The 21,755-nt window shown below is 42.4% G+C and carries 19 protein-coding genes; 10 read left to right on the top strand and 9 right to left on the bottom strand.

Annotated elements, in window-relative coordinates; all coding sequences use genetic code 11:
• Window positions 1-205 precede the first annotated feature (205 nt).
• Window positions 206-712, top strand: a complete 507-nt coding sequence (locus P343_RS20785) for a DUF3189 family protein (protein WP_023508622.1) — start codon at window positions 206-208, stop codon at window positions 710-712.
• A 142-nt stretch (window positions 713-854) separates the two neighbouring features.
• Here P343_RS20785 and P343_RS36580 read toward each other — a convergent pair whose 3' ends face one another.
• The 3 genes from P343_RS36580 to P343_RS36575 form a co-directional block, all read right to left on the bottom strand.
• A complete protein-coding gene (locus tag P343_RS36580) occupies window positions 855-971 on the bottom strand; it encodes a YjcZ family sporulation protein (RefSeq protein WP_023508621.1) in 117 nt (38 codons plus the stop codon).
• 246 nt (window positions 972-1,217) lie between these two features.
• Complete coding sequence (locus P343_RS20780) at window positions 1,218-1,580, bottom strand: hypothetical protein (protein ID WP_023508620.1); 363 nt, start codon at window positions 1,578-1,580, stop codon at window positions 1,218-1,220.
• 276 nt (window positions 1,581-1,856) lie between these two features.
• Window positions 1,857-1,955 carry a YjcZ family sporulation protein gene (locus P343_RS36575; protein ID WP_023508619.1) on the bottom strand — a complete coding sequence of 33 codons (99 nt, stop codon included), beginning with the start codon at window positions 1,953-1,955 and terminating at the stop codon, window positions 1,857-1,859.
• Between the two features lie 410 nt (window positions 1,956-2,365).
• On the opposite strand from P343_RS36575, the gene scfA reads away from it, so the two are divergent.
• On the top strand, window positions 2,366-2,515 hold the full coding sequence (gene scfA / locus P343_RS20775; protein WP_037593772.1) for a six-cysteine ranthipeptide SCIFF: 150 nt from the start codon (window positions 2,366-2,368) through the stop codon (window positions 2,513-2,515).
• 165 nt (window positions 2,516-2,680) lie between these two features.
• Window positions 2,681-4,087: a thioether cross-link-forming SCIFF peptide maturase gene (gene scfB, locus P343_RS20770; RefSeq protein WP_031263531.1), complete on the top strand. Its 1,407-nt coding sequence runs from the start codon at window positions 2,681-2,683 to the stop codon at window positions 4,085-4,087.
• Window positions 4,088-4,205: 118 nt separating this feature from the next.
• Here the strand turns inward: scfB and P343_RS20765 are convergent, their stop codons facing one another.
• From P343_RS20765 to P343_RS20755, 3 genes are all read right to left on the bottom strand, one after another.
• A complete protein-coding gene (locus P343_RS20765; RefSeq protein WP_023508616.1) occupies window positions 4,206-5,207 on the bottom strand; it encodes a zinc-dependent alcohol dehydrogenase family protein in 1,002 nt (333 codons plus the stop codon).
• A gap of 87 nt (window positions 5,208-5,294) precedes the next feature.
• Window positions 5,295-6,224 (bottom strand): YczE/YyaS/YitT family protein, encoded by a 930-nt coding sequence (locus P343_RS20760; RefSeq protein ID WP_023508615.1) that lies wholly within the window; start codon window positions 6,222-6,224, stop codon window positions 5,295-5,297.
• Window positions 6,225-6,734: 510 nt separating this feature from the next.
• Window positions 6,735-7,259, bottom strand: coding sequence for a DoxX family membrane protein (locus tag P343_RS20755; protein ID WP_023508614.1), 525 nt, complete (start codon window positions 7,257-7,259; stop codon window positions 6,735-6,737).
• A gap of 378 nt (window positions 7,260-7,637) precedes the next feature.
• Here P343_RS20755 and P343_RS20750 point away from each other — a divergent pair, with 378 nt between their 5' ends.
• Window positions 7,638-9,572, top strand: coding sequence for a fructose-bisphosphatase class III (locus P343_RS20750; RefSeq protein ID WP_023508613.1), 1,935 nt, complete (start codon window positions 7,638-7,640; stop codon window positions 9,570-9,572).
• A gap of 180 nt (window positions 9,573-9,752) precedes the next feature.
• Here P343_RS20750 and P343_RS20745 read toward each other — a convergent pair whose 3' ends face one another.
• Window positions 9,753-10,400, bottom strand: a complete 648-nt coding sequence (locus P343_RS20745; protein ID WP_023508612.1) for a TIGR01906 family membrane protein — start codon at window positions 10,398-10,400, stop codon at window positions 9,753-9,755.
• Window positions 10,401-10,868: 468 nt separating this feature from the next.
• Here P343_RS20745 and P343_RS20740 point away from each other — a divergent pair, with 468 nt between their 5' ends.
• Window positions 10,869-12,032 (top strand): iron-containing alcohol dehydrogenase, encoded by a 1,164-nt coding sequence (locus P343_RS20740; protein WP_023508611.1) that lies wholly within the window; start codon window positions 10,869-10,871, stop codon window positions 12,030-12,032.
• 163 nt (window positions 12,033-12,195) lie between these two features.
• On the opposite strand, the gene P343_RS20735 is transcribed toward P343_RS20740, so the two are convergent.
• Window positions 12,196-12,867: an SOS response-associated peptidase gene (locus P343_RS20735; RefSeq protein ID WP_023508610.1), complete on the bottom strand. Its 672-nt coding sequence runs from the start codon at window positions 12,865-12,867 to the stop codon at window positions 12,196-12,198.
• A gap of 187 nt (window positions 12,868-13,054) precedes the next feature.
• Entirely contained in the window at window positions 13,055-13,429 is a 375-nt protein-coding gene (locus P343_RS20730) for a YolD-like family protein (RefSeq protein ID WP_023508609.1), read from the bottom strand.
• Between the two features lie 173 nt (window positions 13,430-13,602).
• Between P343_RS20730 and P343_RS20725 the strand changes: the two genes are divergently transcribed.
• The 5 genes from P343_RS20725 (at window position 13,603) to lonB (ending at window position 21,478) form a co-directional block, all read left to right on the top strand.
• Window positions 13,603-14,847, top strand: coding sequence for an aminopeptidase (locus P343_RS20725; RefSeq protein ID WP_023508608.1), 1,245 nt, complete (start codon window positions 13,603-13,605; stop codon window positions 14,845-14,847).
• A 93-nt stretch (window positions 14,848-14,940) separates the two neighbouring features.
• Window positions 14,941-15,999 carry a tetratricopeptide repeat protein gene (locus P343_RS20720; RefSeq protein WP_023508607.1) on the top strand — a complete coding sequence of 353 codons (1,059 nt, stop codon included), beginning with the start codon at window positions 14,941-14,943 and terminating at the stop codon, window positions 15,997-15,999.
• A 252-nt stretch (window positions 16,000-16,251) separates the two neighbouring features.
• Window positions 16,252-17,556: a trigger factor gene (tig, locus tag P343_RS20715; protein WP_023508606.1), complete on the top strand. Its 1,305-nt coding sequence runs from the start codon at window positions 16,252-16,254 to the stop codon at window positions 17,554-17,556.
• 773 nt (window positions 17,557-18,329) lie between these two features.
• Window positions 18,330-19,598 carry an ATP-dependent protease ATP-binding subunit ClpX gene (gene clpX, locus P343_RS20705; protein ID WP_023508604.1) on the top strand — a complete coding sequence of 423 codons (1,269 nt, stop codon included), beginning with the start codon at window positions 18,330-18,332 and terminating at the stop codon, window positions 19,596-19,598.
• 161 nt (window positions 19,599-19,759) lie between these two features.
• Window positions 19,760-21,478, top strand: a complete 1,719-nt coding sequence (gene lonB / locus P343_RS20700) for an ATP-dependent protease LonB (protein WP_023508603.1) — start codon at window positions 19,760-19,762, stop codon at window positions 21,476-21,478.
• Window positions 21,479-21,755: the final 277 nt, after the last annotated feature.

Raw genomic sequence — 21,755 nt, 5'->3', positions numbered from 1 at the left:
ATTAAATTATAAAAAACCGATCCTAGTGACTACTTGCTAACTTTGATAATTTCATAAATTAAATTCTACAGTTGTGATCACGATGTTGAGATAGAAAATTTGTTGAAAAAAACCATTTGCAGTGTTTGGTATTAACACTTGGATAATTGCATGGTGAAATGGTAACAATTATTGGGATGACATCAAATTAAAAAAGGATGATCCTGTGATTTACATATATAATGATTTTGGTGGGACACATACTACTGCATTAGCTGCGGCTTATCATCTTAAAAAATTATCTACAGACCATAAATTAACCAAAGAAGAAATTTTAGCTACGCCTTATTTCAATAAATTAAACTCTTCAGATATGGGTAAAATTGTTTTTCATGGCATCGATGATGATGGGAATTCAGTTTATACAGTTGGACGTGGTGCTTCAAAACACTTGCTCCCGGCTCTAAATAATTTAAGTTTACTGTTACAAGAGAAATATGATGGCAGTGAAAAAATTATTTTCTCTAACACATCACCAACTGTTCCATTTGCGATGACAATGGGTGGGTTACTTTCCAGATGGCTAAAAATAGATTTTATCGGCGTACCGCTGCTAGTGTTTGGAGCAAAACAATGTTGTCAGGATATCATTCGACTTGTAGCATACACTAAAAAAGCGGGAAGAACTTCTCAGAAAAAAGTAACCGTATTATACAATAAATCATTTAAGTAATGGTTGTCAGAGCACCTCAGTTGGTGCTTTTTCTTTGTTACAAGTGATCTGATCAATAAAAAGGGCACCCGGGTGTTAGGTGCCCTTTAATTGATGAGGTGCTGTAGAGGTAATGTATGGGTGCTGACAGAAAGACAAGGCATTAATAGCAGAATGCGGTGCCAACGATGATCAAAAGAATGAAAAGAACAACAACTAATGCAAAGCCGCTGCCAGATCCGTAGCCGCCACTATATCCGCCACCATCAGGAGAACTCATATGCGAACACCTCCTCATCACGTGATTATGCAGTATATGAGTATTGGGATGAATGCGGAATGATTAAATTGCCCAATTAATGCAAGGTGAAAAAAGCACGATTTTTCTGCAAAATTTCAGATGATATTCAACTGTTTGCAAAGTAATACAATACCTGTGCGGCTCGGTAAAAATCCAGTAGCGGGAAGCTTCTAGAACTTGGGTGAATAAAAAAAACCCGCATGAGCGGGGCAATACATTGTTTCATTAGATCCAGAAAAAAGGAAAGATAAAAGGGAAAAAGAATGGGCGTCTGAAAAATCGAAACGGGAATCTAAAGGGAGTGAAACGGAAAAATCCAGGAAAACGCCCCATTTGTCTGCTGTCATCTTCTTTTTGGGTTTCATCTCTTTCAACAACAAGAATGGTAACAGAATCATTATCCACGTCTAAAATGATCCCTTCAATGACTCTTCCGTCTGTCAAATGTCCGATAACATAATGGTGTAAGTATTTCTCGCTTATTGCTTTGATCTCCTTGTTATCAGGGCTCATGTTTGAACTTCCTTGCATTGGGTAGTTGTTGGGCACATTTCGATAATCATAAAATTGATTGGCATTTTGATCCATCAGTGCATTCCTCCTTTGCAATGAACAGGATATTCACCTAATAGGAAATGTGTTCATTTCTCAAAAACTTACCTAAGCAAGCGATACATGACACTCATAAAAATAATCATTTCTTAACCATGAAAACTCTTCCTGCATATATAAGTTGGGAGTTAGTTAGGAAGGTACGGATTAATAAAAATTCATCGATAAAAGAGCACCTGGTGCTAGGTGCTCTCTAATTAAGCGTATTGATGAGGTGTGGTGAAGCGCATGGGTGCTAACGATGGAGTGGCATTAATAGCAGAATGCAGTACCGACAATAATCAAAAGAATAAACAACACAACGATTAAAGCAAAGCTAGAATCTCTCTTCGGGTGGCAAGAATCAGTCATCTTGATCCCCCTCCTTATCACGTATTAATTCATCATATTCATAGTTAGGGAAAGTGCGCAGGACAAATGAATAGGTAAAATAGCTTTTTAGAGACAAAAGTTCACAAAACTTGCCGGTTAAGCAGCTTTATTTATACAGAGATATTATCGAATAAATTTCAAACCAACAAAGTTTGGCGATTTGAATCGTGTGATTTTTCTTTTCCTCTGTTTTTTCTATGTCAAACATCACAGTAAGGATCGATTCCTTTTTGTATAATGAGCAAAGTAGGTTTTCTTTACGTTTGCTCTGATGGATGTTCAGGACAAAATGAAACCTGGTATTGCGAACATGATCGGATAATGGATGCAAACAAAGAATCATGAACGATTATTTTTCTAAAATATGTTGTAAAAAGGGGTCGTGTATGATGAAAAGAATCGTAACGCTGAACACAATGAACCTGAGAGAATCCGCAAATCATGGCGGACACGGTGAATGTCAGACTTCCTGCCAGTCAGCCTGCAAAACATCTTGCGGTGTTGCTAATCAGAAGTGTGCCGATCCAACGAACCGCTAAAGTAAACTTGCCGACTGGTAAGTCTTTGGTTAGTTCCCTTTAAACTGTCCTTATACTAAAACGTGCTGAAATGTACCTTGTCGTGTAAGAAACAGGACTGTACCGCCCAACTGCCTGATGCAGATGGGCGGCAATTTTTTGGAAGAAGGAGTCTGATTGCAAGTTATGATTCATCAATATAAATTAAATGGATACAATATTGTGCTCGACACCTATAGTGGAGCAGTGCATGTTGTCGATGATCTTGCTTATGATGTCATTGCACTTTTTGAAGAAACTGCACCTGACAAGATTGTTTCGATGATGCTGGATAAATATGCGGATCAAGAGGATGTTACAGAAGAGAGCATTCGTGAAACGATTGCCGATGTTGATAAACTGAAAAAAGATGGGCAGCTCTTTACAGAGGATGCTTTCAAAGATCTTTCATTTGACTTGAAGAAACGCAAGACCTATACAAAAGCGCTCTGTTTAAATGTTGCACATACCTGCAATCTCTCCTGTGAATACTGTTTTGCCAGTCAAGGCAAGTACCATGGTGATCGTGCGATCATGAGTTATGAAGTGGGAAAAAGAGCGATTGACTTTTTGCTTGAGAATTGCGGCTTTCATCGAAACCTTGATGTCGATTTTTTTGGCGGAGAGCCTTTGATGGACTGGAAAGTGGTAAAACAGCTTGTAGCCTATGCGCGAAGCAAAGAAGAGGAGTGCAACAAGCATTTCCGATTTACGCTCACGACGAATGGGATGCTGCTTAATGATGAGGTTATCGATTTTCTGAATAAAGAAATGCACAATGTTGTTCTAAGCCTTGATGGACGGAAGGAAGTTCATGATCATCTGCGCAAAACGATTACCGGAAAAGGCAGTTACGATTACATCGTTCGGAAGTTCCAGAACTTCGTTAAAAAGCGTGGGGACAAGGAGTATTATGTCCGCGGAACGTTCACACATAACAATGTAGATTTCACGAATGATATATTCCATATGGCAGACCTTGGCTTTGATCGGCTTTCGATGGAACCAGTTATCTGTGATCCAAAGGAACCTTATGCATTGAAGGAAGAGGACCTTCCTGAAATCTATAATCAGTATGAGATTCTAGCCAAAGAAATGCTGAAGCGTGAGGAAGAGGGCAGAGGCTTTATTTTCTACCATTACATGCTTGATTTGTCCGAAGGTCCATGCATTCATAAGCGAATCTCCGGTTGTGGATCAGGTACCGAATATCTTGCGGTCACTCCCTGGGGCGAGCTTTATCCTTGCCACCAATTTGTTGGTGATGAAGCCTATAGTATGGGCAACATATGGGATGGGATCAAAACGCCGGAACTGCAGGATCAATTTAAAGAAACCAACTGTTATTCCAAGCCGGAATGCAAAGATTGCTGGGCAAAGCTCTATTGCAGTGGCGGCTGTCCCGCAAACTCACTTCACGCGACAGGTTCTCTTAATGGAAACTTTGAATTCAGCTGTGACATCTTCCGCAAGCGCGTTGAATGTGCCATGATGATTAAAGTTGCTCAATCCATGAGGGATATGGACCAAGACAAACAAGCAGTGAATAATTAAATCTATGTAAAAGAGAAGCTGCACATCATTCGGAATGGTTGATGTGCAGCTTCTTTGTTCTATGAAAAAACAACAGGTGAGAAACACCGCGTTTACTCGGGAATCAGATCACAGACTGTTAATCCATTCGGATAACAGCTTTTGTGATTTTATAGTCAATAGTTCCGCCCAGAACATCGGGAATGTCTTCAAGTCTCATTTCATGCGTAATCAGCGGCTCGACATCCAATCGTTTTTCAGCCATAAGTTGAATCGCGTCCAGCATTGCATGGGGGTTGATAAATGCCCCTTTGATCGTTAATTCCTTAAAAAAGATATCATAGGAATTGATCTTAATGAGATCGTCGGGCCCTGAAACACCGAACATGAGTATCTGGCCGCCTCTGCGCGCGGAAGCGATTGCTTGCTCCTGTGTGCCTGTATAGCCGACACATTCTATGACGATATCATAAGTTTCATCATGCTGCTCTTTTTCGGGATTGAAGACTTCGGTTGCTCCGATCTTTCTCAATAAATCAACTTTTTTAGGATTGCGGCCGCTGACATCAACCTTTTTTAAACCACTTTTCGCAAGAATAGCAGTGAAAATCTGGCCAATAAAACCGTTGCCAATAACGAGTGCGGTGTAGTGGGGTTTCACAATCAGCTCATCAAGTCCGTGTACCGCGCAACTGACCGGTTCAACCATTGCTGCCGCTTTCAGGCTGAGGCTGTCCGGAATCCTGAATACGTTTGACTCGGGAACATTTACGAACTCAGCCATGCCTCCGTGGCGGGTCACGCCGACCGCCTGATTATGTTCACAAAGTTGAGGCCGCCCTTCCTGACAGTATTGGCAGAACCCGCATGGAATGTTCGGGTCTATGGCAACTCTGTCCCCAATTTTTAGAGGACTGTTGACTTCAGATCCTAATTGCTTAACCACTCCGGAAATTTCATGTCCCAGGACGACCGGCATGTTTGCCTCTCCGGAGCCTGGCAAACCCTGATAGAGGTGCTTATCGGTTCCACAAACCCCAACATAGTTCACCTTCACTTTGATTTCATGACTTTTTAAGGGCACATCCGGAAGTTCCTGAAGTTTCAAATGTTCTTTCTTTGTCAGTACAAGTGCTTTCATGTAGAAAAATCTCCTTTCGATGAGACGTCATCCTCCAATTCAGTTCAACGTACAACTGCGTGTATTCTTGATTACTGCATTATTCCCTTACTTTTTTTCGTAGCTTTCATGATTCTCTGCTCTTTCTCGCCGGCGCTCTTCCTTTTTGACCATACCGTATTGAATGATCGAGTTCTTAAGCACGATTCTTGCGTCTTTTAATGTTCGGCGTATCTGTTTTTCTTTCTGTTGCAGTTGCTGGTCTGAATAGTGGGACAGCTTTTCCTGGATTTCAACCGTATGATTATAGCTGTGTTTAACAAGATTATAGGTGGACTTTCCAGCGATATCGAACCCATGTCCAATTTTTCTGCTTGAAGGGTTCTTGCTGAATTCGACAAGCGTGTTTACTAAATTATCACTGACATGGTTATCCCAAAATGTAATTAATGGGCCTGCGAAGAATGAAATAATGATCGTGGCAAGGCCGATCGGACCGCCCATGATTAGTGCGGCAATCATAAATCCGATATCCTGTATCATACGGCAATATTTATATTTAATATGCAGTCGATTGGAAGCGATCGGCGCAAGCGCATCATATGGGGCAACACCAAGGTTTGCAGTCATGTAGAGCGACGTGCCAAGTGTAAACAAGAGCAACCCCAAAATTCCATTTGCAATTCCTGTCAGGAATGTTAGATGATAATGAAAGACCGTATTATAAAATGCTGAGAACCAATCAATCATAAAACCGGCGAACACCATATTGATAATCGTGCCGATTCCAATTTTTTTCCGATCAAGCAGGATGACAAATATTATAATAAACACGTTGGTAAGCAACTGATATGTGCCTAGGCTCAGATGTATTTTGCCGGATACGCCGATATTGAGCGCGGTAAACGGATCAAGCCCGACATTTCCTTCCTTGCAAAGCATCGCTCCGATCGCAAGGATTGCAACGCCGATAAACGATAAAATTGATTTTAAAAACATTTCCAGCCATCGATGTGGATTGTTCAGGTTTTCTGTCATTGTCTTACCTCCAGGTTTTCGAGACATTCGCATAAGTCTGGCCGATCTAATTCATCGCCTCCTGAAAATTAGTCATAAGGTAACAATTGCCGCAGTATTGCAGCAAATGGAAATTAGATAATTAAAAGGGTGGAAAGAGGATTTTTTATTAAAAGAAAAAACGCGGAAAAAAATAATTTTCAACGTAAATTATGGGAAAAAGCCTATATCTATTGTTTCAATAACCTTTTCTTTTGTCAAGAAACCCAATAGTTCACTGTATTACTCAGGAGTTGAAGGAAATTAATTTTCACTAATAAATACCTGTGAATCTTCCGGAAATTCAACTTTGTTAAATCATCGCAAGATGTTGAATGTACCATTGTGATTAAAATCGCACATTCCATGAAAGTAATCTTCCAGGATAAGCAAAAAGTTATGTAAAGCAAAGCTGCACACCAGTCAGAAATGATTGATGTGCAGCCTTTTTATTGCAAATATACTTTTTTAACGAAAACATCAGTAAAAATGTTATTGCCCACGGTTGTAATTAACTGTCTCTTTTCCAATCTTCTTGCCAAATGCTTGACGAAGCCATGGGATCAGCCAGTAGTCTCCGCCCCATTTACCTGCATTAAATCCGGCAAAAAGAATGATTCCACCAACGAGAATATAGAGCGGGTTACTTGATACAGTACCGGCGAATAAATACATAAAGTTCATGAGTAAGGCGAAAAATACGGCGGCTGTTGTCAATGTACCAAGAAGCAAACCTAAGCCGCAGAGCAATTCTCCCCATTTGACCAAGAAACTAAAGAATCCTGATCCGGGTAAGGCAATGTGTTGAATGAAAGCGTTATATGGGCCGTAAAGCACGTTGTGATCGGGCCCTTTAACCGGATTGGCAATGACTCCCTTTAAATAACCCGAAGCATCGAACGGTTTAGCGCCGAAGACTTTTTCAAAACCATCCTTCAACCACTGCCAGCCTAACCAAACGCGTAAGACTAATAATACAAAGGATGCTGTCTTACTTGTACGTAACCAGTTAACCATTTTCACTCATCTCCTTCTTGATCGTTGGTATCGCTTACATAAGTATAAGTGATACCCTAAATAAAGTATAGTTCCGAACTCTTATTTATGACCAGATCATCTGTTACACGTATGTGACGTTTTTCTCAATTCGTATCCTTTTCCATAATGTATATAAATATGATGGCACAATTAAAAATATAGGTAAACATTATATAAGAAAAAACGTTATTTGTGTTATACTTAATGCGTTATTGTTCATAAGAAAACATATAGAGCTAAAAAATGATAGGTTTGTTGATTCTAATCAATTGAGTAAAACTTTTTTATCAATTAATTGCAATCGTTTACATGAATAACTGCTGGAAATTGACAATCCATCGGGTTAAGGGGATGCGCATGGACACAAAGTATCTGGATTTACTTGCAGAGAAATACGATTGTGAAGAAAAAGTCGCGACGGAAATCATCAACCTTGAGGCGATATTGAACTTGCCGAAGGGAACGGAGCATTTTGTAAGTGATTTGCATGGGGAATACCACGCTTTTCAACATGTCTTAAGGAACGGTTCCGGGAATGTTAAAGAAAAGATCAAAGATTTGTTTAAGGAAGAACTGTCGCAGAATGAGTTCAATGAATTTGCCACGCTCGTCTATTATCCTGAAGAAAAGCTGCAATTGGTCAAAAAGACATTTGAAAGCACACAGCTGTTAAATCAGTGGTATGTGAAAACCATTGAACGCATGATCAAATTGACTGCTTTTTCCTCTTCTAAATACACGCGTTCAAAAGTGCGCAAGGCGTTACCTGAGCAATTTGTTTATATCATTGAAGAGCTTTTATACAAAACCGATGAATTGACGAACAAAAAGGAATACTATACGAAAATCATCAACCGTATCATTTCACTTGGCCAGGCCAGCAAGCTGATTACAGGTCTTGCGTATACGATTCAAAGACTGGTCGTCGATCATCTCCATGTCGTTGGGGATATTTTCGACCGCGGCTCACATCCGGAAAAAATCATGGATACGCTGATGAACTACCATTCGGTTGATCTGCAATGGGGCAATCATGATGTGCTTTGGATCGGTGCCTATGCCGGATCAAAAGTGTGCTTAGCCAATATTATCCGCATTTGCGCTAGATACAATAACCTCGACATCATCGAGGATGTTTATGGTATCAATCTGATTCCTCTATTGAATCTTGCGGAAAAATACTACGATGACAATCCTGCTTTTCGTCCGAAACTTAACTCAGATGCTCGTATTTCGGAAAATGAAAAGCTGCAGATCACGAAAATTCATCAAGCAATTTCAATGATTCAGTTTAAGCTGGAAATGCCGATCATCAAGCGGTGTCCTGATTTCAAGATGGCTCATCGTTCGTTGCTTGAAAAAATTAATTATACACGCCAGACCATTAGCCTTAATGGCAAAACCTATGCGTTAAAAAATACATGTTTTGCAACGGTTAATCCTGATCATCCTGAACAGCTCATGAAAGAGGAAGAACAGGTTATTGAGAAATTGCTATTCTCCATTCAGCATTCTGAGAAGCTGGCCAGACATATGAATTTTTTGATCGGGAACGGCAGCCTTTATCTGAAATACAATGGGAATCTGCTCATTCACGGCTGTATTCCGTTAAATGAAGACGGCAGCATGAAGAAAATGATGATTATGGGAAAGGCATACTCTGGAAAAGGGCTGCTCGATTTATTTGAAAATTATTTGCGGTACAGTTGCGCGCACCCAGAAGTGTCGGATGACTTTGCGACCGATATGGTGTGGTATTTATGGACGGGCGAAAATTCTTCGCTCTTTGGGAAGAAAGAGATGACAACGTTTGAACGGTATTTCATCGAGAATAAGGAAACCCATGTTGAACAAAAGAATCCATATTATCAGCTGCGTGAGCGTGAGGAAACATGCCGCAAGATACTTAGTGAATTTGATCTGGACCCTGATGAGGGTCATATTATCAATGGTCATACACCAGTTGAGGAAATTAATGGAGAGAACCCGATTAAAGCAAATGGCAAGATGATTGTGATTGATGGCGGCTTTTCAAAGGCGTACCAATCGAAGACCGGAATAGCCGGCTATACGCTCCTCTATAATTCGTATGGTATGCAGCTCGTGGCGCATCAACGATTTACATCAAAAGAAGATGTGCTTCTGAAAGGCACGGATGTATTATCTGTTAAAAGGCTTGTGGATCGTGAACTTAGGCGGAAAAAGGTTTTAGAGACCAACATCGGCAAAAAATTATTAGAACAGATTGCCGTATTAAATGATCTTCTGGAATATAGATATACATTAATGTGAGAATTAGGGTCCGGTTCGAGTAGGAGAACCGGACCATTTTTCAACACGACGAGTGAATTTCATAAGTCTAAACAGACTTTGCCTTATGAATTATATTCTAATGGTTCGCGTAACACCGCGGCCGTGCCGGTTAATGCGAACAAATTTCGTCTTGATCAATACAAGATGCTGGTGGTCGGATCAGCGAAAGATCTTTTGCTTATTTTTCTTATAAATCAGGATTAACGTGATTATACCTAAGACAATGATGCCAAGGATGAGCAGCGCGGCGTGGAGGAAGAAGGTTTCCGGCAGAATCGTGATGACCGGGTCGGTGCGTGGGTCGAATATCCAGTAATTATTACGGAAAAACAGTTTATGAAAGAGTATGAACGTTCCGTTAAAGTCAATTGCAAATGCAATCAATGGAACCACTGTGAATATAGCTAGAGCAACCGCAGCAGGCTTGAGAAAATAAAAGTCTCTGTTTTTCGTTTTCACCCAGATACCGGCAGCACTGATGATCCCCGTTACTACGAGCAGGAAATCAATAAATACAAAGATACGCTTAACGTCTTGAAAATGAATTTTTCCTGCCATCGAATAGTGAAGAGAAGGCAGATCAAATACCTGGGGGAACGGATTAAGAAGGTATTGGATCATGTAGTTATAATTCTCAATAATCCGAGCGCGGTTGATGCCGGACTGCTCTGCAATGTTCAGATGCTGAATATCAGCATAGTACAACGGTGTGAAAAGAAGCGTTAGCTCGATAGCAAAACAGATGATGAAAAGTGCGAGACTGAGTGCTAAAATAAGCTGAAAGAAGCGGTATGCAGATAAAGACAATCCGGGACACATCCTTGAACTATGTATTTTATATACGGGATCCTTGCAATTTTCAGACACTAAGATCATTATCCATCATAATCGATTGGATTTCAAAAATAAGAGAGCAATTCTGAGGTGTCTCTGCTTAAATTGGCGGCTCATCGGCCAAATTTATTTTGAAATTAGAGATGTACACAAAAGAAGGGGTTTCTTAGCTGACGGATGCGCGAAGGGTTGTGTCGTGCGAACGCACGTGGAACAAGTTTATAATAGAGGGTGTTCAAAAAGTCCGGGAAAAATTGCTGTCGAATCTCCGCGTCAACTTGTTTCTCCACTCCTCACGTATTATTTACATACGCTTCGGTGCTCGAAACGGCGTTTCCTTGACATTCTCGGCCCTTTTTGTCCTCTTTTTTGAACAGACTCCAATAGACACATGAATCTATTTATTCTTCGTGTTTATCATGAAAAGCGAGGCGATCAATCTTGGATCAATTTATTTTTCATAACCCGACAAAACTTATTTTTGGTAAGGGGCAGCTAGAAAACTTGAAGACAGAAGTGCAGCAATACGGCCAACGTGTACTACTTGTGTATGGAGGCGGCAGTATTAAACGCACGGGTTTGTATGATCAAGTCAAGCAATTGTTAAATGAGATCGGTGCGGAAGTAAATGAACTGCCGGGTGTTGAGCCTAATCCTAGACTTTCAACCGTCAAAAAAGGTATTGAAATTTGTGCAGAAAAAGAAATCCAATTTTTGCTGGCAGTCGGTGGAGGCAGTGTGATTGACTGTACTAAAGCGATTGCAGTCGGCGCAAAATTTGATGGCGATCCATGGCAGTTTATCACTCGAAAGAAACCTGTCCATGATGCACTCCCTTTTGGTACGGTGCTGACACTTGCCGCAACAGGTTCGGAAATGAATCCGAATTCGGTCATTACGAATTGGGATACGCATGAAAAATATGGATGGAGCTGTGCGTATTCTTATCCCGCTTTTTCAATTCTGGATCCAACCTTCACTTTTTCTGTTCCTAAAAATCAGACGATCTATGGTATGGTCGACATGATGGCCCATGTTTTTGAACATTATTTCCATCCTACGGAACATACACCGCTGCAAGATCGCCTTTGTGAATCAATACTGCAGACGGTGATAGAGACGGCGCCGAAAATGGTGGAGGATCTGGAAAATTATGATCTCCGTGAAACCATCCTTTATTGCGGTACGATGGCGCTGAACGGTATGGTATCGATGGGTTTTGCAGGAGACTGGGCATCGCATAATCTGGAACATGCCGTTTCCGCAGTTTATGACATCCCGCATGGCGGCGGACTTGCGATTGTTTTTCCAAATTGGATGAAACACAATCTTGATGTTAACGTCGGACGGTTCAAACAGATGGCCGAACGTGTTTTTCATGTGGATGCTCAAGGAAAAAGTGATCGAGAGGTTGCGCTTGAAGGAATTGAAGCACTGCGAACCTTCTGGACAAGTATCGGTGCACCAAGTCGCCTTGCCGACTACGATATCGATGACAGTCAACTTGATTTGCTTGCTGACCGTGCCATGGCAAGAGGTGTATTTGGTAATTTTAAGAAATTGCATCGTGATGATGTTCTCGACATTTATCGTTCCTCACTATAATAAGAAGGTATTCAAAAAATCCGTCTGCTCGTTCGTGAGCAGGCGAATTTTTTTGCATGAATGTTGCTTATGTTTAACAGGTCGCACAATGAGGCATCTCCTCATCAAGTGATACTGTAATTGGTGATTTATTTGGTAATCGTGTTTTTCGTACACAGAAGTTTTATTGCTTCTCTATCAGGTATGGCGCGTTGTTTTTAAACGAATTCACGTCTTGAGAAACTTCGTACGCTTGCATGTGTTCGGAATCATAAGGTTGAAGCATATTCGCAAGTTCTTTTGGATTACTTGAGGGGTCCAGCCATTTTGCTTCATCTTCTTTTTTCAAAATGACGGGCATACGGTCATGAATTGGGCTCATGAGCGTATTTGCTTTTGTCGTAATGATTGTGCAGCTGTATATGATCTGTCCATCATCTTTTTTCCAAGATTCCCACAGTCCGGCCATTGCGAACAGTTCCCCTGATTTCATCGTAATTCGGAAAGGCTGTTTTTCTTTCGGATCACGATGTTCCCACTCGTAGAAGGAATCGGCGACGATTATGCAGCGCCGTTTTTGGAAGGATTCCTGGAAACTTGGCTTTTGGGTGATCGTTTCTGCTCTGGCGTTGATCAGCTTATAACCGATTTTTTCATCCTTTGCCCAAGAAGGAATCAGTCCCCAGCGGAGAAAGCCCATTCGATTTCCATCGGTACCCCTAATTACAGTGAGTATTTTTTGTCCTGGCGCAACGTTGTAATTTGCTTTGTACATGTCTCGTCCTGAATCATGCTTGACTTGAAAACGATAGATAATATATTCATAAGGCGCGATGATCGTAAATCGACCGCACATAAAATCACCCCTTTCCACTAGTATAACAATGAGTGGCTCTGAATTGGAGAAGACGGTGAAGCGAATGCTGTTGTTTACTCTTTTTGCGCTGATTTATTGGCTGGTGCTTCCCCTTCATTTGCGGATCATACGTCACTCAGATAGAAATGCCAGGCGGAAAAATTGAAATACATTTTAAAAACCATTCTCAGACGTCTGTTCTATCCGCTGCACCGCTGTATTGGACATCAATAAGATCGCTTATAGAAATAGTCTGGGTGATACCTGATCGGTTGTCGTTTAAAAGCAAATGTTCTTTGCTATGGTTAAGTAGAACATAGCTGTTCGCCAGCAATTGAATGCCTCCATCTTTATAATAAGAAACATCGATTTTTATTTTAGTACATATCGCATCGTGTACAATACGTTCGATTTCTTCCCACTTTTGTTCATCTAAGTGGGGTTTGTTGATCTTAATTTCCTCATTAGCCAATGCGCGAAGTGCCTGCACATGCTCGGGAAGCATCATTCGGCTAGATTCCCAGCGCATGTTCGATCCAGTGGTCAATTTATTATCTTTCATTTCAGATCTCGCCTTCCTTTTGTTCTTGAAGCTGGTTAGGTGATGCGAATCAGTTTTTTCTTTAATTATATACGAATATATGTTCTTGTAAACGTTAATTATAGATCGTCCAATGTTTTCCATCCGGAGCAAGTCGGCTATAATAAGACAATAGATTAAGGAGGGGGATTCACATGGAAAAGCTTAAGGAATCATTGGAAAAATTTGCGAAGTTGGCCATTAAAACAGGGGTTAATCTCCAACCTGGTCAAGGCCTATTTCTTGCGGCTCCGATCGAAGCTGCGGATTTTGCAAATCTTGTTGCTGAAGAAGCTTATAAAGCCGGAGCAAAAGATGTTGATATGCGCTGGAAAGACGATGGAACCGATCGGCTGCGCTTGAATTATGCACCAATGAATGCATTGGAACATATCCCTGATTGGAAATTTGCGGCACAAAATGCAGCAGTAAAGGATAATTATGCGGTACTTCATATTTATGGACCAAATCCCGATTTATTTAATGGCATTGACGGCGCGCGTGTCGGCGCATTCATGAAAGCATCAAGTCAGGGATTGAAGTCGTACATGCAGAGCATTATGAAAGATGAAACGCAGTGGTCAATTATTGCCTATCCCACTCAAGCATGGGCGAGAAAAGTGTTTCCGGATAAGCCTGTTGAAGAAGCTCAGGAACTGCTCATGGAAGAGATCTTGCGGATCAGCAGAGTAAGCGGGAATGATGACCCGATCGCTGCATGGGATGTGCATAATGAAACGATGCACAAGGCAAGCGACTTTATGAATCGAAAAAAGTTCAAGCAACTCATTTATCATGCGCCGGGTACCGATTTGACGATTGATTTGCCATCCGGACATATTTGGAGTGGCGGTTCTGGCCCATCAACTTCAGGCGTTCCATTTAACGCAAATATCCCAACTGAAGAAGTGTTTACTTTACCGGATAAGCGTGGTGTCAACGGAACTGTTTCGAGCACGATGCCGTTGAATTCTGACGGCCGAATTATTGATCATTTTTCTCTGACTTTTAAAGATGGAGAAGTTGTTGATTTCAAAGCGGAGAAAGGTGAAGACGCACTGAAACATCTATTGGATTCAGATCCTGGCGCACGCCGGCTTGGTGAAGTCGCACTTGTTCCTCATCATTCGCCGGTATCTGAATCTGGACTTGTTTTTTACAATACTTTATTTGATGAAAATGCATCATGTCATATAGCGCTCGGCAAAGCTTACCCGACCTGTATCGAGGGTGGAAATGACTTGGATGAAGCAGGGCTGGATAAAGCTGGCGTCAATGACAGCCTCATTCATGAAGATTTTATGGTTGGTTCTGCTGAACTGGACATTGATGGTATTACAAGTGACGGAGAGAGAATCCCTGTATTCCGCCAGGGTGCTTGGGCATTCACTTTCGAATAAGAACCCTTGTCTGAATCCTCGTTCTCTCATTGCTAAGGTAGTTCGAAACTGATATTCTTAAAGCAAAGATAAATGGAAGCGGGACGGGGCAAGATGAAAAATAAAGGTAAGTCAAGCCGCGACGATGGCAAGCTGGTCATGTTCCCGGGTCTGGAAGAGCGTTTGCTCAGCAAAGCGATGCTGCTGGTTGAGGAAAAAAAATACAATGAAGCACGTGCTTTGTTCGGCAAGATGCTTGAATTAGATGAACGTGACGTACGCGGTCTCTATGGATGGGCGGTTTGCTCTGTAGAATTGAACGATTATCGCGAAGCGGAAGAAGCTGTTGTGTTGCTTCTAGAGGAGGACACCCCATATTATTATGATGTGTTCCGGCTCTACTTGACCATACTTATTGAGCGAAAGGACTATAAAGGAGCTCTTCATGAGATCGTGAAAGTGAGCAAGGAAAAGAACTTTCCTCCTGAATTAAAGGAATTTCTTCACCAGATGAAGAAGTTCTGTCAGCTTCGCCTCCATGAACCGGCGTGGAATGAAGCGGTAATCGATGAGAAGATGGACGACGTTTTTTCGTGGCAGCGTGAAGAACAAAAGAGTACACAATCGGTAGACTGGCTCGCTTTAGAAAAAGCAGACTCGAAAAACCAAATGTTGTTACTTCGCAATTTGGCCGATCAATTAAGAGAATCTCATCTTCCGGAAATTAAACGCTTTCTGTTGGATGAGAAGCAGCATACTGAAATAAAGACGATGCTTCTTTGTGCGATAAAGGAAGGCAGCCTGACGAAGGAAATCGCTGTAAAGAAATTTGGAAAAGTCTATCGTGTTCACTTTGAGAGCGAGGAATTTCTCAATAAAAGCTTTGCTGATCAGATTGAGATGCTGATCAGACGTGAACTTGATTCGGATAATCCGACTTTGGCGGATCTGGCGGTTGACATGGAACGTTACTTTACGATGAATGTCTACCCCAAACCTATTTCGCCTGCATCGGTAAAGGTTTGGGCTGCTGTTTTCTCGATTCGGGCGATGGGAAGCAGTGCTAAGGAAGAGGAATACAAAGTGCTCGAACGGTTTGGGGTGACAGAAGAGGAGTACCAGGCTGCCGAGCAAATGCTGCATGAAGTGGAAGGCTACGGAATTTGGTCATAATCTGACTGATCCAAACACTTACGCAGAAGATCCTTTTTAACATTTTCCACGGATTTTTCGAACATCCTCTATAAATAAGTTTTTCACAAGAAACTCTTATGTTATAATAACAGGGTTGTCATTGCTTTGCTGAAGGGCGGCACGTGTGGCGTTCTCAAGTCGGCATAACAAATGGCGGATGTTTGCGCGTAATTCAGGCAGAAAGCCAATATGCTGAAAAAGCATGAAGATAGATGGTGGAGGTAAGAATAAATGACTGTAGAAGCAAAATGGGAAAAACAAGAAGGCAATGTCGGCACACTGACTTTTGAGGTTGATGCCGAAAGCTTTAACCAGGCGCTGGATAAAGCCTTCAAGAAGGTAGTTAAGAAAGTTAATGTTCCTGGTTTTCGTAAGGGCAGAGTACCACGTGTTCTTTTTGAACAGCGTTTCGGTGTAGAAGCTCTTTATGAAGACGCGATTGATTTCGTGCTTCCGGATGCCTATTCAGAAGCAATTGATCAGACAGGCATTGAACCTGTGGACAAGCCGCAGGTTGATGTTGAAGAAATCGGCAAAGGAAAGAAACTGGTACTCAAAGCTGATGTCACTGTAAAGCCTGAAGTAAAGCTTGGCGAATACAAAGGACTTGAAGTTGAAGAAAAGAATACTGAAGTAACAGACGAAGATGTTGATCACGAAATCAAGCACCTTCAGGAACGTTATGCAGAATTGGTTGTCAAGGAAGACGGCGAAGTGGCAAAGGGAGACACTGCAGTCATTGATTTTGACGGCTACGTAGACGGCAAACAGTTTGAAGGCGGCAAAGCTGAAAACTATTCGCTCGAAATCGGATCCGGCTCTTTCATTCCTGGCTTTGAAGATCAGTTGGTCGGTGTTGAGGTAGGCGCAGAAAAAGATGTTGTCGTAACTTTCCCGGAAGATTACCACGCTGAAGAATTAAAAGGTAAAGAAGCGACATTCAAGGTTACTGTTCATGAAATCAAGCAGAAACAGCTGCCTGAACTCGATGACGAATTTGCCAAAGATGTGGATGACGAAGTGGAAACACTTGCCGCTCTGAAAGAAAAGATCAAGAATCACGAAAAAGAACACAAAGAAGCAGATGCTACAAACAGCAAGCGCGACAGTGTTGTGCAGCAAGCAGCAGCAAATGCTGAAATTGATATCCCTGAAGTGATGATCTCAAACGAACAAGACAACATTCTGAAGGAATTCGAACAACGTCTTAAGGCGCAGGGTATGACACTGGAAATGTACACATCATTTTCAGGCACCGATCAAGATGCGCTCCGCGATCAGATGAAAGACGATGCTGAAAAACGCGTGCGTGCCAACTTGACACTTGAAGCGATTGCCAAAGCAGAATCTATTGAGGCTTCTGAAGAAGACGTTGAAGAAGAACTGAAGAAAATGGCAGAACAATATAAGATTACCGCTGATCAGATCAAAGCTGCAATGGGCGGTACCGACCTGATCAAAGGTGACATTAAGTTGCGCAAAGCTGTTGATTTTCTTGTTGAAAACAGCAAGGAAAAAGCAGCAGACGAAAAATAAGCAAGAACATAAGTAAGTGAACGATTGGTTGGTGGGCGGACTCGATGATTCAGTTCGTCCACCAATTATTATTTTTTATCAAGCAAAGAAAAGATAGTATAGTCTGTTCAATAAGGAGGACAAAAAGAGCCGAGAAGATCAAGGAAGCGCAGTTTGGAGCACCGGAGCGTACTTTCACAGGATGTGATGACTTCAACGTTGCGTACAAGACGTACGCGCTCTTAGTTGAAGTTCCCCTATGAGATACGTGAGGAGCGGATAAACAAGTTGACGCAGAACTTCCGCAGGATGTGGTGACTTCTGCGTTATGCATAGGACGTGCATGTAATTAGCAGAAGATCCTTCTTACCTTTTTCCCGGACTTATCGAACTGCCTTTAATAATTTTTTCTTTGCGATACATATTCTGTTGCAAAAAGCATATGGCTTATCGGAAGAGTTTTTTTATGTTACAATGCCTACATAGAACTTGCCAGAGGGCAAGCTGTCAAGTCATGTTTAGGTGATTCTTTAATTTGAGAAAACTTACCAGTTATTGAAAGATCGTTCTTTGCTGTTTCGTTAACCTCTGAATAGCAGGGCGCTGCGGCTGGAACGGCAACTGTTTGTAGATTGTTCTTTCCTGAAAAGTACGCGATTTGCGTGAAACAGGGAAAGATACTAAAATGCGGCTTTCGCATCTTGCGATGGGTGGCCGGTAAACGGCTCAGAAATAGCCCAGGTTTCGCTCTTGTCTGGAACTTCGAATAGCAAAGCATGAATAGGGGTGAAAAAATGTTTAAATTTAATGAAGAAAAAGGGCAGTTAAAATGCTCGTTCTGTGGAAAAACCCAGGATCAGGTGCGCAAACTTGTGGCAGGACCAGGCGTATACATTTGCGATGAGTGTATTGAACTGTGTACTGAAATAGTGGAAGAAGAACTGGGCACAGATGAAGAAGTGGAATTCAAGGATATACCCAAGCCACAGGAAATCTGCTCCATTTTGGAAGACTATGTCATTGGACAAAATGACGCAAAGAAAAGCTTGTCTGTGGCTGTATATAATCACTACAAACGGATTAACAGCAAGCAAAAACCGGATGATGTTGAACTTTCGAAGAGCAACATCATGATGATCGGACCAACCGGTAGCGGGAAAACCCTGCTTGCGCAAACGTTGGCGCGTATTTTGAATGTGCCGTTTGCGATTGCCGACGCCACTTCGCTAACTGAAGCCGGTTATGTTGGTGAAGACGTTGAAAATATTCTGCTGAAATTGATTCAGGCAGCAGATTACGACGTAGAGAAAGCTGAAAAAGGCATTATCTACATTGATGAAATTGATAAAATAGCCCGAAAATCGGAAAATCCTTCAATTACACGTGATGTTTCCGGTGAAGGCGTTCAGCAGGCGTTGCTGAAAATTCTGGAAGGCACTGTTGCCAGCGTTCCGCCTCAGGGTGGACGCAAGCATCCTCATCAGGAATTTATTCAGATTGACACAACAAATATCTTGTTTATTTGCGGAGGCGCTTTTGACGGAATTGAACAGATTATCAAACGCCGTCTTGGCAAAAAGGTTATCGGATTTGGTGCAGGAAACAAAGCTCAGGATATGCACCGCGATGACGCACTGAAGAATGTTCTTCCTGAGGATCTCCTGAAATTTGGCTTGATCCCTGAATTTATCGGCCGTCTTCCGGTCATCAGTACATTGAAACAACTCGATGAAAAGGCGCTGGTCGATATTTTGACGAAGCCGAAAAATGCTCTTGTAAAGCAATACAAGAAGTTGCTTGAGCTGGACGACGTTGATTTGGACTTCACAGAAGACGCGCTTGAATCGATTGCCAAACTGGCCATCGAGCGTAAAACCGGTGCCCGCGGTTTGCGTTCCATCATTGAAGGCATGATGCTTGATGTGATGTACGAATTGCCTTCACGTGACGACATTGAAAAATGTGTGATTACAAAAGAAACAGTTGACGGAAAATCACGACCAACTTTGATTTTGACTGACGGAACAGAAGTCAGTGTTGAAACACCAAAAGAAAGTGCTTGACTTCAGCATTCGTAAAAAACGTTTTCTCTGTAAAAGGAGAGAACGTTTTTTTTGTACTACTGTTTAGCTGTCCTCACGCTTGGAGATAATGCCTTTATAAGAATCTTCATGAAGCAAGCCGACATTAGGTGCGGCTGTTTCTCCGGGAGGCAGAAAAACGGATGAGTTGGATGTTTTTGCTGATTTTCACACAAATATTTTTCGGAGCAATCATCGGGCTGTATTTTTGGAGTTTGCTGCGTAACCAACATGTGCAGAAAATCTCTATTGACAAGGAATCGAAGAAGGAAATGGACGAATTGAACAGAATGCGCCGCCAGTCGTTGGCTGAACCGCTTTCTGAACGAATTCGTCCGAAAACATTAGATGATGTGATTGGTCAAAAAGATGGAATTGTGGCGCTTCGTGCCGCACTCTGTGGGGCAAATCCGCAACACGTGATCATTTATGGACCGCCTGGAATCGGAAAAACTGCTGCGGCGCGTCTGGTATTGGAGGAAGCCAAAAAAAATACCAACTCACCGTTTAAACCTTCTGCGCCATTTATTGAACTGGATGGTGCGACTGCGCGATTTGATGAACGGGGGATTGCAGATCCACTGATTGGTTCAGTTCATGATCCGATTTATCAAGGCGCGGGTGCTATGGGTCAAGCGGGCATTCCTCAACCCAAGGAAGGGGCTGTTACCCACGCTCATGGCGGTGTTCTGTTTATTGACGAAATCGGTGAATTGCATCCGATCCAGTTGAATAAGCTGCTGAAAGTATTGGAGGACCGTAAGGTGTTTCTAGAAAGTGCATATTATAATTCGGAAAATCACCAAATTCCGGCGTATATTCATGACATTTTTCAAAAGGGATTGCCCGCAGATTTTCGTTTGATCGGCGCGACAACACGCCGTCCAGAGGAAATACCTCCGGCAATTCGATCTCGCTGTCTTGAAATCTTTTTCTCTGAACTTAGCCGTACGGACATTCGCCAAATTGCACAACGAGCTGCCGCAAAACTGAACCTGGGGGTCTCGGAAGCTTGCTTGGAAAAGATTGCGGATTACGCGAAGAGTGGGCGTGAGGCTGTGAATATTATGCAAATAGCTGCAGGTGTGGCAGCGGCCAAGGATGAGCATCCAGGCACCATTGGTTTGGATGAAATCGAGTGGGTGGTTCGCTCCAGCAGGATGACGCCAAAGCCTAATCGGAAGGTTCCTGTTCAACCAGAGATCGGTCTAGTTAACGGACTCGCTGTCTATGGGCCTGGGCTTGGCACATTACTTGAGGTCGAAGCCTCTGCGGTCAAGAGCAGGCATGACGGCAGTCTGACGATTACCGGAATCGCCGAGGAAGAATCAATGGGTTCATCCGGCCGATCAATTACTCGAAAAAGTATGGCGCGTGCATCTGTAGAAAATGTGCTGACTGTGCTGAATCGAATGGGCTTTGCAGCTTATCGCTACCATATTCATGTCAACTTTCCGGGAGGCTCATTAGTAGACGGGCCATCTGCGGGCATATCTATGGCCGTCGCAATCGGTTCGGCGATTTTGCGCCGGAAGGTTCATCCGGACATCGCGATGACCGGAGAGATCGGCCTGCATGGCCAAGTTAAGCCAATCGGCGGTGTTATGGCGAAAATTGAAGCAGCTGTTGAAGCTGGTGCAAAGCGTGTGATTATTCCGGTTGAGAATATGCAGGAAACCTTAAAGCATTATGATAAAGCAGAAATCATTCCTGTCGAGTCGCTGCATCAAGTACTCGAACTTGCTCTCTATCCGGAAGAAACAAAGAACAAGAACGAGGAACGCGCATCTTTTTCTGACCTGCTCTTAAATCGAACACTCTCAGCACATTCAGCAGAAACTGGTGTTGAGAAGCAAGGGTAAATCAATCGTGTCTTAAAACCGGGTCATTTGATCCGGTTTTTTTACAAAATAAGAAAGTTCCAAAACTAGGATTAGCGGCGTTACGTTCAAAAAGATTCATATTCAAACACAGAAGTGCGAGACTCCAGCGGGATCGAATCAGTGATGCGAGCCAAGGGAGACCCCGCAGACGGCAGGTTGTCCGAGGAGGCTTCCGGATCGTCCCGCGGCCGCGCCCTGTTGATGCGAGCAACTGAAGTGTCATTGAGCACAAGATTGATGAATCAAAGCCGCATAA

The sequence above is a fragment of the Sporolactobacillus laevolacticus DSM 442 genome (assembly GCF_000497245.1).
Classification (GTDB): Bacteria; Bacillota; Bacilli; order Bacillales; family Sporolactobacillaceae; genus Sporolactobacillus; species Sporolactobacillus laevolacticus.
Note: the sequence above shows the minus strand (reverse complement) of the source record. Positions and strands in the feature narration are given on the sequence as shown.

What these genes read in the sequence shown, in the direction of transcription:
- P343_RS36580 (WP_023508621.1), bottom strand. Translation starts at nt 971, where the DNA reads ATGAGTTCTCCTGATGGTGGCGGATATAGTGGCGGCTACGGATCTGGC.
- P343_RS20780 (WP_023508620.1), bottom strand. Translation starts at nt 1,580, where the DNA reads ATGGATCAAAATGCCAATCAATTTTATGATTATCGAAATGTGCCCAAC.
- P343_RS36575 (WP_023508619.1), bottom strand. Translation starts at nt 1,955, where the DNA reads ATGACTGATTCTTGCCACCCGAAGAGAGATTCTAGCTTTGCTTTAATC.
- scfA (WP_037593772.1), top strand. Translation starts at nt 2,366, where the DNA reads ATGAAAAGAATCGTAACGCTGAACACAATGAACCTGAGAGAATCCGCA.
- scfB (WP_031263531.1), top strand. Translation starts at nt 2,681, where the DNA reads ATGATTCATCAATATAAATTAAATGGATACAATATTGTGCTCGACACC.
- P343_RS20765 (WP_023508616.1), bottom strand. Translation starts at nt 5,207, where the DNA reads ATGAAAGCACTTGTACTGACAAAGAAAGAACATTTGAAACTTCAGGAA.
- P343_RS20760 (WP_023508615.1), bottom strand. Translation starts at nt 6,224, where the DNA reads ATGACAGAAAACCTGAACAATCCACATCGATGGCTGGAAATGTTTTTA.
- P343_RS20755 (WP_023508614.1), bottom strand. Translation starts at nt 7,259, where the DNA reads ATGGTTAACTGGTTACGTACAAGTAAGACAGCATCCTTTGTATTATTA.
- P343_RS20750 (WP_023508613.1), top strand. Translation starts at nt 7,638, where the DNA reads ATGGACACAAAGTATCTGGATTTACTTGCAGAGAAATACGATTGTGAA.
- P343_RS20735 (WP_023508610.1), bottom strand. Translation starts at nt 12,867, where the DNA reads ATGTGCGGTCGATTTACGATCATCGCGCCTTATGAATATATTATCTAT.
- P343_RS20730 (WP_023508609.1), bottom strand. Translation starts at nt 13,429, where the DNA reads ATGAAAGATAATAAATTGACCACTGGATCGAACATGCGCTGGGAATCT.
- P343_RS20725 (WP_023508608.1), top strand. Translation starts at nt 13,603, where the DNA reads ATGGAAAAGCTTAAGGAATCATTGGAAAAATTTGCGAAGTTGGCCATT.
- P343_RS20720 (WP_023508607.1), top strand. Translation starts at nt 14,941, where the DNA reads ATGAAAAATAAAGGTAAGTCAAGCCGCGACGATGGCAAGCTGGTCATG.
- tig (WP_023508606.1), top strand. Translation starts at nt 16,252, where the DNA reads ATGACTGTAGAAGCAAAATGGGAAAAACAAGAAGGCAATGTCGGCACA.
- clpX (WP_023508604.1), top strand. Translation starts at nt 18,330, where the DNA reads ATGTTTAAATTTAATGAAGAAAAAGGGCAGTTAAAATGCTCGTTCTGT.
- lonB (WP_023508603.1), top strand. Translation starts at nt 19,760, where the DNA reads ATGAGTTGGATGTTTTTGCTGATTTTCACACAAATATTTTTCGGAGCA.